Below are 14,137 nucleotides of genomic sequence, written 5' to 3' on the forward strand. Positions count from 1 at the left end.
GATGAGCTTGTTGGTCAAAAGCAGCAAACGCGGCCAGACCATGGTCGCCCTGGAAGAAGGGCGGCTGGAGTATGTGGGTTTCTCGGCCCATCGCCTGAGCCTCGGCGAAACCCTGCCGGTCAACGCGGGTGATAAAGAACTGTGCCTGGTGCTGCTCAGCGGTCGAGTGAACATCGAGGGCGAAGGTTTCAACTGGCAGAATCTGGGCGATCGCCAGTCGGTGTTCGAAGATAAATCGCCGTTCGCCGCCTACCTGCCGCCCGGCACCACGGCCCAGGTCACCGCCTTGAGCGACGTGCAGATCGCGGTCTGCGCCGCGCCCGGTGCGCAGGGTTACGAACCGCGCCTGATCCGCCCCGAAGACTGCAAACGCAGCGTGCGCGGCAAAGGCGCCAACACCCGTTATGTGTGCGACATCCTGCCCGACACCTCACCGGCCCATTCGCTGTTGGTGGTGGAAGTGCGCACGCCGTCGGGGCACTCGTCGAGCTACCCGCCGCACAAGCACGACACCGATGATCTGCCGCACCAGAGCTTCCTGGAAGAAACCTACTACCACCAGATCAACCCGCCCCAGGGCTTCGTGTTCCAGCGGGTGTACACCGACGATCGCAGCATCGACCAGGCCATGGCCGTGGAAAACAGTGACCTGGTGGTGGTGCCCAAGGGGTACCACCCGGTCAGCGTGCCGTACGGCTACGAGTCTTATTACCTCAACGTCATGGCTGGCCCCAAGCGTGCCTGGCATTTCCACAACGACCCGCAGCACAGCTGGCTGCTGGACCTTTAAACGGTTTGGACGGAGAACAACAACAATGAAATCGCCGCTACGTTTTGCCCTCAACCGTATGGTCGCGCCAAACCTGTCCCTGCCGGACTTTATCGAGTTGGCGGTCGCGCTCAAGTGCGATGCCATCGAGATCCGCAATGACCTCAAGGACCGCCAGATCGAATACGGCCTGCCCGCCAGCCGCGTACGTGAATTGTGCGCGGCGCAGGGCATCAGGGTGCTGTCGATCAACGCGCTGTACCCCTTTGACGTCTGGAACGACGAACGCCGTGCCCAGGCGATCGAGCTGGCCAGCTATGCCCGTGAATGCGGTGCCCAAGGCTTGGTGATGTGCCCGTTCAATGAGCCCGGCGACACCCGCAATGACGCCCAGCGCGCGGCGGGTTTGCGCACCGCCTTGAGCGAGCTGGCGCCGATCCTGCGTGAGTACGGGATCCTCGGTTTCGTCGAACCCCTGGGCTTCGAAGTGTCCGCCCTGCGCCGCAAGCGCGTGGCCGTTGACGCGATCAAGGCCATCGGCGGCCTGGATGTGTTCCGTGTGGTGCACGACACCTTCCACCATCACCTGGCCAACGAGCATGAGTTCTTCCCCGAGCTCACCGGCCTGGTGCATATCTCCGGCGTGGAAGATGCCCAGACGCCGCTCAACTCGATCAGCGACGGCCACCGCGTGCTGGTGGGCGAGGGCGACATTCTCGGCAACGCCGCGCAGATCGACACGCTGCTCAGCACTGGTTACAGCGGCTACCTGTCGTTCGAACCGTTTGCGGCAAGCGTGCACGAGTTGGCGGATATCCGGCAGGCCTTGGGGGCAAGTATCGCCCACTTGCAGAAACGATAAGGGGCGCGACATGACCACCACCCGATTGACCATGGCCCAGGCCCTGGTGAAGTTTCTGGATAACCAATACATCGAAGTCGATGGCGTGCAGAGCAAGTTTGTCGCCGGGGTGTTCACGATTTTCGGTCACGGCAATGTGCTCGGCCTGGGCCAGGCGCTGGAGCAGGACAGCGGCGACCTTGTGGTGCATCAGGGCCGTAACGAACAGGGCATGGCCCACGCGGCCATCGGCTTTGCCAAGCAGCACCTGCGCCGCAGGATCTATGCGTGTACCGCATCGGTCGGGCCTGGCGCGGCGAATATGCTGACCGCTGCGGCGACCGCCACCGCCAACCGTATTCCGTTGCTGCTGTTGCCTGGCGATGTGTACGCCAGTCGCCAGCCTGACCCGGTGCTGCAACAGATCGAGCAGTTCCACGACCTGAGCATCAGCACCAACGATGCCTTTCGCTCGGTCAGCAAATACTGGGACCGCATCAACCGGCCCGAACAATTGATGAGCGCTGCGATTCATGCGATGCGTGTGCTCACCGACCCGGCGGAAACCGGCGCCGTGACCCTTGCGCTGCCCCAGGATGTGCAGGCCGAAGCGTGGGACTACCCGGATTACTTCCTGCAAAAACGTGTGCACCGTATCGACCGTCGCCCGCCCACCACCGCGATGATCGGCGATGCGTTGGCGGCGTTTCGCGGCAAGCGCAAACCGTTGATCATCTGCGGCGGCGGGGTCAAGTACGCGGGTGCCAATGCTGCGCTGCAGGCCTTCGCCGAGCGCTTCGATATTCCCTTCGCCGAGACTCAAGCGGGCAAGAGCGCGGTGGTGTCCGGCCACCCGCTTAACGTCGGTGGCATTGGTGAGACCGGCTGCCTGGCGGCGAACCTGCTGGCGCCGGAGGCGGACCTGATCATTGGCATCGGCACGCGCTACACCGACTTCACCACCTCGTCCAAGTCGCTGTTCAAACATGCCGAGGTGAAGTTCCTGAACCTGAATATCAGCCCCTGCGATGCGTTGAAACTCGACGGCGTACAAGTGCTGGGCGATGCCAAAGTCGCACTTGAAGCGCTGGCCGATGCCCTCGGCGATTACCGTTCCGGCTGGGGCGAGCAGGTGCGCGAGGCCAAGGCGCAACTGGACGCTGAAGTGGATCGTGTGCAGGGCGTGGAATACTCGGGCGACGGCTTCGTGCCGGAAGTCGACGACCACCTGGACCGCGCCGTGCTGCGCGAGTTTATCGAACTGACCGGCTCGTGCCTGACCCAGAGCCGTGTGCTCGGCGTGCTCAACGACAGCCTGGCCGACGACGCGATCATTGTTGCCGCCGCCGGCAGCCTGCCCGGTGACCTTCAGCGCGCCTGGCGCAGCAAAGGCGTGAACACCTACCACGTCGAATACGGCTACTCGTGCATGGGCTACGAGATCAACGCCGCCCTCGGCGTGAAGCTGGCTGAACCGACCAAGGAGGTCTATGCGCTGGTTGGCGATGGCTCCTACATGATGCTGCATTCGGAATTGGCCACCTCGATCCAGGAGCGCCGCAAGATCAACGTGGTGCTGCTGGACAATATGGCCTTCGGTTGCATCAACAACCTGCAGATCGGCAACGGCATGGACAGTTTCGGCACCGAGTTCCGCTACCGCAACCCCGAGAGCGGCAAGCTCGACGGCGGCCTGGTGCCGGTGGATTTCGCCATGAGTGCGGCGGCCTATGGCTGCAAGACTTATAAGGTCAGCACGGTGGAGCAGCTTGAAGCGGCGCTGCGGGATGCGCGCACGCAAACCGTCTCGACACTGATCGATATCAAGGTGCTGCCCAAGACCATGGTTCACGGCTACCTGTCATGGTGGCGGGTCGGTGTGGCGCAGGTGTCCACCAGCGAGCGCACCCAGGCCGCCGCGAAAAAACTCAATGAACACCTGGCGAAAGCCCGGCAGTACTAATAACAAGAGGAGTGTTTGTATGTCGTTGAAGCTTGGAGTAATCGGTACCGGCGCTATCGGTCGTGACCATATCCGTCGTTGCAGCCAGACCCTGCTCAATAGCCAGGTGGTGGCCGTAACCGACATCAACCTCGAGCAGGCTGCCAAGGTGGTCGCGGAACTGAAGCTGGACGCCGAGGTGTATGCGGACGGCCATGCGCTGATCAACTCGCCGCAGGTGCAAGCCATCCTGGTGACCTCCTGGGGCCCGAGCCACGAAGAGTTCGTGCTCGCCGCCATCGCCGCCGGCAAACCGGTGTTCTGTGAAAAACCCCTGGCCGTGACTGCCGAGGGCTGCCGCCGCATCGTCGAAGCCGAAGTGGCTTATGGCAAGCGCCTGGTGCAAGTGGGCTTCATGCGCCCATACGACGAAGGCTATCGCGCCCTCAAGGCGGTGATCGACAGTGGCCAGATCGGCGAGCCATTGATGCTGCACTGCGCGCACCGCAACCCGACGGTGGGCGAGAACTACAAGACCGACATGGCGATCACCGACACCCTGATCCACGAGCTGGACGTGCTGCGCTGGTTGCTCAATGACGACTACGTGTCGGTGCAGGTAGTGTTCCCGCGCAAGACCAGCAAGGCCCTGGCTCATCTGCGCGACCCGCAGATCGTGCTGCTGGAAACCGCCAAGGGCACGCGCATCGACGTGGAAGTGTTTGTGAACTGCCAGTATGGCTACGACATCCAGTGCGAAGTGGTGGGGGAGACCGGTATCGCCAAACTGCCGGAGCCTTCGCAGGTGCAACTGCGCAGCGGCGCGAAGTTGTCGAATGCGATTCTGATGGACTGGAAGGATCGGTTTATCGGCGCCTATGACGTGGAGCTGCAGGCGTTCATCGACAGCGTGCGGGCCGGCCAGGTCGGTGGGCCGTCGGCATGGGATGGGTTTGCGGCGGCGGTGGCGGCGGATGCGTGTATTGAAGCGCAGGGCAGTGAGCAGATCGTCAAGGTCAGCCTGCCGGATCGCCCGCACTTCTACGGCTGATCGCAAATCCACAGGTGGAATGCAGTCGGTGTGGGGAGGGGGTTTGCATCCCGATGGCGGTGGGTCAGATAAAGTTTTTTTGACTGACACACTGGCATCGGGGGGCAAGCCCCCTCCCACATTTGACTCGGTTTCCACTTCTAAGAAGGAGTGAGTTCATGCGAATCGGACTAGTCGGCTACGGCCATGGAGGGCGCTTCTTTCATGCGCCGCTGATTGCCACATTGCCGGGCGCGACGTTTGTCGGGGTCGTCACACGATCACCCGAACGTCGCCAGCAACTGGCAACCGATCATCCGGGTCTCCAGGCTTTTGACAGCATCGGCCAGATCGTCGAAGCCGGGGTCGACGCCCTGGTCATCTCCACCACCCTCAAGGGTCGCCCGGCGCTGGTGCTGGAAGCCATCGAACATGGCCTGGCGGTGGTCAGCGACAAACCGTTCGCCGCCAACGCCGAACAGGCCCAGGCGCTGATCACCGCCGCCGAGCGCTATGAAGTATTGCTGAGCGTCTATCAGAACCGGCGCTGGGATTCGGATTACCTGACCCTGCGCAAGCTGATCGACGCGGGCGCACTGGGCGTTGTCACCCGCTTCGAATCCCGTGTGGAACGCTACAGCCCGCAAGCCGTGGGCAATGCCAGCGGGGGCGGCTGGTTGCGCGACCTGGGCAGCCACTTGGTGGACCAGGCGCTGCAGTTGTTCGGCCCGGTGGACCGGGTGTTTGCGCAATTGCATTACACGGCCGAACATCCCAGCGTCGACCATGGTTTTTTCGTGTCGCTGACCCACGCCAACGGAGTGATCTCTCATCTCTGGGGCAATGCCCTGCAAAACAGCCAGGCGCCACGGTTTCGTGTCAGTGGCAGCGCTGGTTGTTACACGGTGGAGGGACTCGACGGCCAGGAGGAAGCGCTGCTGGCCGGTAAGTCGCCGAAGACCGAAGGCGATCATTGGGGCGCCGAGGAACACCGCCGCTGGGGCTGGTTCGAGCAAGGTTCGGAGCGCGAACGGGTGCCGTCGGAAAAAGGCTGCTGGATGCAGTTCTATCAGCAGTTGCAGGCCGCCGTGCAGGGGCAGGGCGCATTGCCGGTCAGTGCCTATGACGCGCTGGAAACCACGCGGATATTGGACGCCGCACGCCTTAGCGCCGAGCGTCAGCAGGTGGTTTCAACAAAAATAGAATAAAATTCTAAAACAAGTTGATATGGAAATTATTTTCCAATAAAGTCTTTTCCAGGTTGCATAAAGTACGTCTCGGGCTCGATCCGGACGACTCAACAAAAACAAGATCAAAAACAACCAGGTACCGTCAGATGAAAATCTTCAACGCTGTACTGCGAGTTTTACGCCCCGCCCACACGCCCCGCGATCTGCCCCGCGCCCGGCCGTTCTACTTCTCCTTCCTTAATGTGCTGTGCGTCGAAAACCAGGGCGCGCTGGTCTGCTGCATTCCCGGCGCACCGCTCGTCCGACTGCCTGCTGAGCTCTGATAAACGCAGCCTCTGATAAACGCAACGTCCAAAAAACCAACAAGAAAGTGGAGACAGACCGTTCATGAAGACCCCGATCCGTTTTACCGCGCTGGCCCTGTCCATGTTCCTGGCCAGCGGCGTTGCCTCGGCGGCCGACCTCAAGATAGGCGTGAGCATGTCCGCCTTCGATGACACCTTCCTCACCTACCTGCGCGAGGATATGGACAAGCAAGCCAAGTCCTACCCCAAGGGTGACGGCGTGCAGCTGCAGTTCGAAGACGCCCGCGCCGATGTGGTCAAGCAATTGAGCCAGGTCGAGAACTTTATCAGCCAGAAAGTCGACGCCATCATCGTCAACCCGGTGGACACCGCGTCGACCGCGAACATCATCAAGGCAGCCACCGCGGCGAAAATCCCGTTGGTGTTCGTCAACCGTCGCCCTGACCAGAAAGACTTGCCCAAGGACGTTGTCGCTGTAGTCTCCGATGACGTTGAGGCCGGCAAGCTGCAGATGCAGTACATCGCCGAAAAACTCGGCGGCAAGGGCAAGATCGTGATCCTGCTGGGTGACTTGGCGAACAACTCCACCACCAACCGCACCAAAGGCGTCAAGGAAGTCCTGGCCAAATACCCCGACATCAAGATCGAGCAGGAGCAGACCGGTATCTGGCTGCGCGACAGGGGCATGACCTTGGTCAACGACTGGCTGACCCAGGGCCGCGACTTCAACGCAGTGTTGGCCAACAACGATGAGATGGCGATCGGCGCGGCCATGGCGCTGAAATCGGCCGGTAAGAAAGACGTACTGATCGCCGGTGTCGATGGTACGCCGGACGGCTTGAACGCGATCACCAAGGGCGATATGACGGTGTCGGCTTTCCAGGATGCCAAGGGCCAGGCGGACAAGTCGGTCGACGCCGCGCGCAAGATGGCCAGGAACGAACCGGTCGAGCAGAACGTGGTGATCCCGTTCCAACTGATCACGCCGGACAACGTCAAAGATTTCAAATAGTCCCGGCATAAATAGCCCCGACATAACAACAATAAGCGGCAGGGCGGTCGTGCCCGCCCTGCCGATGGAGTACCTCTCTATGCTCGCTCAAGCCGCTGTTTCACCGCCTCCCGGTAGCCAGCCGTTGCCGCTGGACGAACCCTACCTGTTGGAAATCGTCAACATCAGCAAAGGCTTTCCGGGCGTCGTGGCCCTGGCCGACGTGCAACTGCGCGTGCGCCCCGGCACCGTGCTGGCACTGATGGGCGAGAACGGTGCGGGCAAGTCGACCTTGATGAAAATCATCGCCGGCATCTACCAGCCCGACGCCGGCGAAATACGCCTGCGTGGCAAGCCCATCGTGTTTGAAACGCCGCTGGCGGCGCAAAAGGCCGGGATCGCGATGATCCATCAGGAGCTCAACCTGATGCCGCACATGAGCATCGCCGAGAATATCTGGATCGGCCGCGAGCAGCTCAACAGCCTGCACATGGTCAACCACCGTGAAATGCACCGCTGCACCGCCGAGTTGCTGGCGCGCCTGCGCATCAACCTCGACCCGGAAGAACAGGTTGGCAACCTGAGCATCGCCGAGCGGCAGATGGTCGAGATTGCCAAGGCGGTGTCCTACGACTCCGACATCCTGATCATGGATGAACCCACGTCGGCGATTACCGAGAAGGAAGTCGCCCACCTGTTTTCGATCATTGCCGACCTCAAGTCCCAGGGCAAAGGCATTGTCTACATCACCCACAAAATGAACGAAGTGTTCGCCATCGCCGATGAAGTGGCGGTGTTCCGTGACGGTCACTACATCGGCCTGCAACGCGCCGACAGCATGAACAGTGACAGCCTGATCTCGATGATGGTGGGCCGTGAGCTGAGCCAGCTGTTTCCGGTGCGCGAGACGCCGATTGGCGAGCTGTTGCTGTCGGTGCGCGACCTGCGCCTGGACGGGGTGTTCAAAGACGTGTCGTTCGACCTGCACGCCGGCGAGATCCTGGGTATCGCCGGGTTGATGGGCTCGGGCCGCACCAACGTGGCGGAAACCATTTTTGGCATCACCCCAAGCGACGGCGGGCAGATCATCCTGGATGGCGAGGCGGTGCGCATCAGCGACCCGCACATGGCCATCGAGAAAGGTTTCGCGCTATTGACCGAGGACCGCAAGCTCAGCGGCCTGTTCCCGTGCCTGTCGGTGCTGGAAAACATGGAAATGGCCGTACTGCCGCACTATTCGGGCAATGGTTTCATCCAGCAGAAAGCCCTGCGCGCACTGTGTGAAGACATGTGCAAGAAGCTGCGAGTGAAAACGCCGTCCCTGGAGCAGTGCATCGACACCTTGTCCGGCGGGAACCAGCAGAAAGCCTTGCTGGCCCGCTGGTTGATGACCAACCCACGCTTGTTGATCCTGGACGAGCCCACTCGCGGCATCGATGTGGGCGCCAAGGCCGAGATCTATCGCTTGATCTCCTTCCTCGCCAGCGAAGGCATGGCGGTGATCATGATTTCCTCGGAGCTGCCTGAAGTGCTGGGCATGAGCGACCGAGTGATGGTGATGCACGAAGGCGAACTGATGGGCACCCTGGACCGTGCGGATGCGACCCAGGAAAAAGTCATGCAACTGGCCTCCGGTATGACCGCGGTCCACTGACGAACAGCCGCGCGGGCCTGCGGTTGGTCCGTGCCACAGAATAAGAAGGTGATTGGCTATGAACGCAATAACAGACAACAAGCCTGCCACGGCACCGGTCAAGCACCGGCGGCGACTGCCGACCGAACTGAGCATCTTCCTGGTGCTGATCGGCATCGGCCTGGTGTTTGAGGTGTTCGGCTGGATCGTGCGGGACCAGAGCTTCTTGATGAACTCCCAGCGCCTGGTGCTGATGATCCTGCAAGTGTCGATCATCGGCCTGCTGGCGATTGGCGTGACCCAGGTGATCATTACCACCGGTATCGACTTGTCGTCCGGCTCGGTACTGGCGCTGTCGGCGATGATTGCTGCGAGTCTGGCGCAGACGTCCGATTTTTCCCGGGCGGTATTCCCCAGCCTGACGGACTTGCCCGTGTGGATTCCGGTGGCCATGGGCCTGGGTGTGGGACTGCTGGCGGGGGCGATCAATGGCAGTATCATTGCCGTCACCGGTATTCCGCCCTTTATTGCCACCTTAGGCATGATGGTCTCGGCCCGTGGCCTGGCGCGTTATTACACCGAAGGCCAGCCGGTGAGCATGCTTTCGGATTCGTACACCGCCATCGGCCATGGTGCGATGCCGGTGATCATCTTCCTGGTAGTGGCGGTGATCTTCCATATCGCCCTGCGCTACACCAAGTATGGCAAGTACACCTATGCCATCGGCGGCAATATGCAGGCCGCGCGCACGTCGGGGATCAACGTCAAGCGCCACCTGATCATCGTCTACAGCATCGCGGGTCTTCTGGCCGGCCTGGCCGGTGTGGTGGCCTCGGCACGCGCTGCGACCGGCCAGGCCGGCATGGGCATGTCGTACGAGCTGGATGCGATTGCGGCGGCGGTGATCGGCGGCACCAGCCTGGCAGGCGGGGTAGGGCGCATCACCGGCACCGTGATCGGTGCGTTGATCCTGGGCGTGATGGCCAGCGGGTTTACCTTTGTCGGGGTGGATGCGTATATCCAGGACATCATCAAGGGTTTGATCATTGTGGTGGCGGTGGTGATCGACCAATACCGCAACAAGCGCAAGCTCAAGCGCTGAACCTCAAACTGCAAGCTGCAAGTCCGATTAGCTCTACAGCTTGTCGCTTGCAGCTTGCGGCTTATAGCTGCTCTACGAACTTTCCTGCTATAAACGCACTCCGATAGCCATTCGCCAAGCCCGTCCTGGTGCCTTTGGGGGTTATATCGGAAAAAATGCCTGTCTTTTCAGTTGCTGCGCCCTCAAGTCGGCCTTAGACTGCCGCCCCTCGTAAATTGAGTGCCGGGTGGCGCTTGGAATGGATGGCGCCCTTCCGAGACCTGCAGAGGTCGGCCGGAACGCTCCCTTATTCGCCTTAATGCACGTATTTTTTATAGAGAAATCAATGACAAAGGAAAAGTTGCTGGCCATGCCGGCGGATGACTACATGAATGCCGAACAGCACGCTTTTTTCGAGAAGTTGCTGCAAGACATGAAAGTGGAACACCACGAGCGCATTGAACAGAACCGTATCGCCATTGAAAGCCTGGACACCCCGGCTGACCCGGCTGACGCCGCTTCCGTGGAAGAAGAGCGCACCTGGCTGGTAAACGCTATCGATCGCGACCAGCGCATGCTGCCGCAGCTTGAGCGCGCCCTGGAGCGCATCAAGGAAGATTCCTTTGGCTGGTGTGATGACAGCGGCGAGCCTATCGGCCTCAAGCGCCTGCTGATCAGCCCTACCACCAAGTACTGCATCGAGGCGCAAGAGCGCCACGAGCAGATCGACAAGCACCAGCGCCAAGCCTGATGCGCTGAAGCCGGGGGATTGCCATGCGATCCCCCGCAGAGGCACGCGTTACACCCTGCGTCTATTATTGATCTGCCGCACGCTACCCCACTAAAGGCCCATAGATAATGGCCTGATAGTGGCGTTTAATGCAGAGACAATAATCACAAACAGCGGAGTAACAACAATGGCTGGAGACGCAACGCTGATGGGCGCAGCCGTGCCGCCGCGAACGGTGACGCGCGCAATGTCTGGCTGGTGGGTGCCACTCTTGCAAAGCATCGCCCTGGTGCTGGTACTTCTGGGCCTGGCATTCGCCAACCTGCCGCTCTACCTCTGCCTGCCACTGGCTGTGCTGGTCATCTGGCTGCCTCGCCTGAAAACGTCCAGGCCGGTGATAGCCGAGTCGGCGGCGAGCGATGCAATTGGCGAGCTGACCCGCGACCTGTCCTATACCACCAGCCATAATGCGCTCTCTGCCGCTGGCGTGGCCTATTCGGTCAAGCAACTGGCCGCCCGTGTGCAGTCGCAATTGGGCGCGGCCAAGCAGATTGTCAGCAGCGCCGAGGTGATGATCAGCACCGAGCAAGTCACTTCGCAGTTGAGCCGCCAGGCCCTGGGCGCCGCCAGCCAGGCCAATCAGCGCAGCACCGAAGGCCGTGAAGTGTTGGCCCAATCCATCATACGCATGCACCAGCTCAGCCAGCGCGCGAATGCCAGCCGTGAGCTGATCGAGGCCTTGAGCCTGCGCAGTGAAGAAATCCAGCGCGTGACCCTGGTTATCCAGTCCATTGCCAGCCAGACCAATCTGCTGGCGCTTAACGCGGCGATCGAGGCGGCGCGCGCCGGTGAGCATGGACGAGGGTTCGCGGTGGTCGCCGACGAGGTGCGCGGGTTGGCCGGTCGTACGGCCACGGCCACCGATGAAGTCGGCGTGATGGTGGCGGATATCCAGCAACGCACGGCTCAGGTGGTAGAGCAGATTCGCCAGCTGTCGGCGGACTTGCACACCGGCGTCGAACAAGTGGAGCACGCCGGCGAGCAGTTGCACAGTATCGCCAGCCTGGCGGCGGATGTGGAAGGGCAGGTCAACGAGATCGCCCAGGGCACCGATACCAACCGTGCCCAACTCGACAGCCTGTTCCATGCGGTGGAACAGATGCGCAGCGACCTGGACGTGAGCGACCAGCAAACCCGGCAGTTGGCCGACGCCGCGGTGCAAATGGAAGGCCAGGCCGAAACCATCAGCGAACGCCTGGCGCAGGTTGGGCTGGATGACTATCACCAACGGGTCTACGACCTGGCGCGCGAGGGCGCGCAGCGTATTGCCGTACAGTTCGAAACCGATGTGCAGCACAACCGCATCAGCCTGGATGACTTGTTCGACCGCAGCTACACGCCGATTCCCAATACCAGCCCGAGTAAATACCACACGCGCTTTGACGGTTACACCGACCAGGTGTTGCCGGCGATCCAGGAGGCGCTGCTACCGCGTCACGAGGGCCTGGTGTTTGCCATTGCCTGTACGCCGCAAGGGTACGTGCCGACGCACAACCAGGCGTTCTCCCAAGCGCTGACCGGCGATGCCCAGGTCGATGCCGTACAGAACCGTACCAAACGCAAGTTCGACGACCGTACAGGGATTCGCTGCGGCAGCCATCAACAAGCGGTTTTGTTACAAACCTACACCCGCGATACGGGCGAGTTGATGCACGATTTGTCGGTGCCGATCATGGTAAATGGCCGGCACTGGGGCGGTTTGCGCCTCGGGTACAAGCCGCAAGCCGCCAAGGGCGTCAGGCCTGAGCAGGCTCGTGCAGCAGGGCGTTGAGGTCGTCGACCGCCGGCGCCCATTCTGCATCAACATGCAATTGCTCCCTGAGGAAACTCGCCTGCTGTTCACTCCAGAATGGCGCGTCGCTCAGCTTTATACCGTCGGGTAGACGGTGCTCTGCGGTGAAGCGTTCGATCCCTTCCTGGCTCGAATCCAGGCCCAGTTGATCGAAGAGGGTTTCCAGTGTCGGGGTCGTGGTGTCCATCGGTTTCTCCATGCGGGCGGCTCATCGTTATGCATGGGAGGCTTCTGGCACGCGGGAGTTCGATCGGATTCTCAGGAGGTCAGCGCGCCCGCGTCCACGGCGGTCTTGAGCGCAAGGGCGGATTCTCTTCCGGCGATAGCGGCGGTTTCCAGGGTCTTGAACCAACGGTCTTTTTCCACCTGGTGCGTCGTGACAGTTGTCAGCGGTGGCTTGGCGCGCATTACGATCACCGCTTGAAACTCTCCGTCTACTTCCCTTGCGTCGCCATGGATGAAAAATTCGCCAATATCAAATTCCGTCACGTATCGCCTTCCCTTCGAGGTAACCAACTGCACTGATGAAACCTGACCCGCACGGGGCAAACTTCAATGGACGGGCCAGTATGGCAGTTGTTGACGGGTGGCGGCGCAGTTAACTTATCCAGGTGACGAAACGATCCCGTCGTGCAGGGAGGCTTCCAGTCGCTTGGCCAATTCGCAGGCTTGGCTATGGTCGCTGCGAAAGCCTCTGATTCTCCCGCTGGTCACTTCACGGATGTGAAAAAAATTCCTGCCGGCAGGTACAACTTGGTAAAGAATGGCAGGGGAGTACCCGTCGGGACTGTGCAAGCAGTAGTATTGGGCGTGTTGCATGGTCAGCTCCTGTTGATCGATCCTGTTGACCGCCAGCAGCGTTACAGGTGGTTTTAACCCGTGTTGCTGTTTTAGTATGGTCGTCGGCGGCCGGCATCTGGTTCCACACCAAGGTGTTTTCGTTTGTACGGGCTGTCGGAAACTGCGTTTTTAATGGGGTTATTCTCTGAAGCGGGTCGACCAGTATTCTCTGGTTAGTGAACCTGTGATTTCCTGTGACGCCTGATGACCCGGTACGCGGCCTATCCTGAATGCCGGTGCCGGCTGCAGTGCGCAACAGCGCAATCTTCTTCGGTTTTTTCAATGTGTGTTGCGTAAGCGTGCCGCGATGGCCGTTTTTTTGTGCTGCCCGCTCCGGCGGACGGCGCTTTTTTAGAAGTGGGGGCGTTTCCTTGGCAGTCAGTAATCTGGATATGCACGCATTGTTCGTGCTGGGTGATTTGCGCGCAAAGTTGGTCAAGCAGTTTCAGTCCCGTTTCGTTTACATCACTGAGCAGACGCCGGAAGGCATCTACATCGCTGAAATCGATACCGAAGCGGCGATGGTGGTGGATGACAAACCGCGCCTGGAACTCAAGGTGGGCGACCATTTTCGCGCGGCCGTGTTGCCCAGTCGCGAAGGTGGCAAGTTCGAACTCAAGTTTCGCGAGATCAAGTTGACGGTGTACGGCCTGGGCGACTATGCCTTCGTTTCTTCTACCGAAGGCCAGGGCATCGTGTTCAAGGAAGGCCACAGTGTGATGCTGGTGTTCGCCGCCAACGAACAGTTGCAGGAAGGCCTGACCAAGACGCTCAAGGCTGTGACCGGCAAGGCCGCCAAGTGGCGCAAGGGCGAGCTGGTAACGTTCAAGGCCAGCGAATAAGCAACCCATACCGAGAACATCCTTTATCTCCCGGAACCTCTACTACAGTTGAGTTGACTTAACTATTCAGAGGCTTCGCATTGTCGGCAAA

Annotated in this window: 14 protein-coding genes; 12 read left to right on the forward strand and 2 right to left on the reverse strand. The window is 60.7% G+C overall.

Annotated features, from left to right (window positions below; all coding sequences use genetic code 11):
- Position 1: 1 nt before the first annotated feature.
- From iolB to PSH66_RS13645, 11 genes are all read left to right on the forward strand, one after another.
- Positions 2-790 (forward strand): 5-deoxy-glucuronate isomerase, encoded by a 789-nt coding sequence (gene iolB / locus PSH66_RS13595; protein WP_141064455.1) that lies wholly within the window; start codon positions 2-4, stop codon positions 788-790.
- Positions 791-815: 25 nt separating this feature from the next.
- Complete coding sequence (locus tag PSH66_RS13600; protein ID WP_042945707.1) at positions 816-1,631, forward strand: TIM barrel protein; 816 nt, start codon at positions 816-818, stop codon at positions 1,629-1,631.
- Positions 1,632-1,641: 10 nt separating this feature from the next.
- Positions 1,642-3,573, forward strand: coding sequence for a 3D-(3,5/4)-trihydroxycyclohexane-1,2-dione acylhydrolase (decyclizing) (iolD, locus tag PSH66_RS13605; protein ID WP_141064454.1), 1,932 nt, complete (start codon positions 1,642-1,644; stop codon positions 3,571-3,573).
- A gap of 19 nt (positions 3,574-3,592) precedes the next feature.
- Positions 3,593-4,603, forward strand: a complete 1,011-nt coding sequence (locus tag PSH66_RS13610) for a Gfo/Idh/MocA family protein (RefSeq protein WP_003173536.1) — start codon at positions 3,593-3,595, stop codon at positions 4,601-4,603.
- A gap of 158 nt (positions 4,604-4,761) precedes the next feature.
- On the forward strand, positions 4,762-5,790 hold the full coding sequence (locus PSH66_RS13615; RefSeq protein ID WP_078732889.1) for a Gfo/Idh/MocA family oxidoreductase: 1,029 nt from the start codon (positions 4,762-4,764) through the stop codon (positions 5,788-5,790).
- A 128-nt stretch (positions 5,791-5,918) separates the two neighbouring features.
- Positions 5,919-6,095 (forward strand): hypothetical protein, encoded by a 177-nt coding sequence (locus PSH66_RS13620; protein ID WP_176156632.1) that lies wholly within the window; start codon positions 5,919-5,921, stop codon positions 6,093-6,095.
- A gap of 64 nt (positions 6,096-6,159) precedes the next feature.
- A complete protein-coding gene (locus tag PSH66_RS13625; RefSeq protein ID WP_078732890.1) occupies positions 6,160-7,089 on the forward strand; it encodes a sugar ABC transporter substrate-binding protein in 930 nt (309 codons plus the stop codon).
- Between the two features lie 79 nt (positions 7,090-7,168).
- Entirely contained in the window at positions 7,169-8,722 is a 1,554-nt protein-coding gene (locus PSH66_RS13630; RefSeq protein ID WP_003173540.1) for a sugar ABC transporter ATP-binding protein, read from the forward strand.
- A gap of 58 nt (positions 8,723-8,780) precedes the next feature.
- A complete protein-coding gene (locus PSH66_RS13635) occupies positions 8,781-9,803 on the forward strand; it encodes an ABC transporter permease (RefSeq protein WP_003173541.1) in 1,023 nt (340 codons plus the stop codon).
- A gap of 325 nt (positions 9,804-10,128) precedes the next feature.
- The gene (locus tag PSH66_RS13640; protein WP_003191666.1) at positions 10,129-10,533 is read left to right on the forward strand and encodes a TraR/DksA C4-type zinc finger protein; all 405 of its coding nucleotides are present in this window, start codon (positions 10,129-10,131) and stop codon (positions 10,531-10,533) included.
- A 550-nt stretch (positions 10,534-11,083) separates the two neighbouring features.
- The gene (locus PSH66_RS13645) at positions 11,084-12,343 is read left to right on the forward strand and encodes a methyl-accepting chemotaxis protein (protein WP_370694851.1); all 1,260 of its coding nucleotides are present in this window, start codon (positions 11,084-11,086) and stop codon (positions 12,341-12,343) included.
- Here the strand turns inward: PSH66_RS13645 and PSH66_RS13650 are convergent.
- Entirely contained in the window at positions 12,309-12,551 is a 243-nt protein-coding gene (locus PSH66_RS13650; RefSeq protein ID WP_042944562.1) for a DUF2789 domain-containing protein, read from the reverse strand. The two genes, PSH66_RS13645 and PSH66_RS13650, sit on opposite strands and share 35 nt — an antisense overlap.
- Positions 12,552-12,622: 71 nt before the next feature.
- Positions 12,623-12,853 carry a hypothetical protein gene (locus PSH66_RS13655; protein ID WP_042945709.1) on the reverse strand — a complete coding sequence of 77 codons (231 nt, stop codon included), beginning with the start codon at positions 12,851-12,853 and terminating at the stop codon, positions 12,623-12,625.
- Positions 12,854-13,596: 743 nt separating this feature from the next.
- On the opposite strand from PSH66_RS13655, the gene PSH66_RS13665 reads away from it, so the two are divergent.
- Positions 13,597-14,046 (forward strand): hypothetical protein, encoded by a 450-nt coding sequence (locus tag PSH66_RS13665; RefSeq protein WP_181408633.1) that lies wholly within the window; start codon positions 13,597-13,599, stop codon positions 14,044-14,046.
- Positions 14,047-14,137: the final 91 nt, after the last annotated feature.

Source organism: Pseudomonas sp. FP597, from assembly GCF_030687435.1.
Lineage (GTDB): Bacteria > Pseudomonadota > Gammaproteobacteria > Pseudomonadales > Pseudomonadaceae > Aquipseudomonas > Aquipseudomonas lactucae.

Bases quoted from the DNA above. Each gene is read 5' to 3' on its own strand.
- iolB (WP_141064455.1), top strand. From the start codon at position 2: ATGAGCTTGTTGGTCAAAAGCAGCAAACGCGGCCAGACCATGGTCGCC.
- PSH66_RS13600 (WP_042945707.1), top strand. From the start codon at position 816: ATGAAATCGCCGCTACGTTTTGCCCTCAACCGTATGGTCGCGCCAAAC.
- iolD (WP_141064454.1), top strand. From the start codon at position 1,642: ATGACCACCACCCGATTGACCATGGCCCAGGCCCTGGTGAAGTTTCTG.
- PSH66_RS13610 (WP_003173536.1), top strand. From the start codon at position 3,593: ATGTCGTTGAAGCTTGGAGTAATCGGTACCGGCGCTATCGGTCGTGAC.
- PSH66_RS13615 (WP_078732889.1), top strand. From the start codon at position 4,762: ATGCGAATCGGACTAGTCGGCTACGGCCATGGAGGGCGCTTCTTTCAT.
- PSH66_RS13620 (WP_176156632.1), top strand. From the start codon at position 5,919: ATGAAAATCTTCAACGCTGTACTGCGAGTTTTACGCCCCGCCCACACG.
- PSH66_RS13625 (WP_078732890.1), top strand. From the start codon at position 6,160: ATGAAGACCCCGATCCGTTTTACCGCGCTGGCCCTGTCCATGTTCCTG.
- PSH66_RS13630 (WP_003173540.1), top strand. From the start codon at position 7,169: ATGCTCGCTCAAGCCGCTGTTTCACCGCCTCCCGGTAGCCAGCCGTTG.
- PSH66_RS13635 (WP_003173541.1), top strand. From the start codon at position 8,781: ATGAACGCAATAACAGACAACAAGCCTGCCACGGCACCGGTCAAGCAC.
- PSH66_RS13640 (WP_003191666.1), top strand. From the start codon at position 10,129: ATGACAAAGGAAAAGTTGCTGGCCATGCCGGCGGATGACTACATGAAT.
- PSH66_RS13645 (WP_370694851.1), top strand. From the start codon at position 11,084: ATGATCAGCACCGAGCAAGTCACTTCGCAGTTGAGCCGCCAGGCCCTG.
- PSH66_RS13650 (WP_042944562.1), bottom strand. From the start codon at position 12,551: ATGGACACCACGACCCCGACACTGGAAACCCTCTTCGATCAACTGGGC.
- PSH66_RS13665 (WP_181408633.1), top strand. From the start codon at position 13,597: ATGCACGCATTGTTCGTGCTGGGTGATTTGCGCGCAAAGTTGGTCAAG.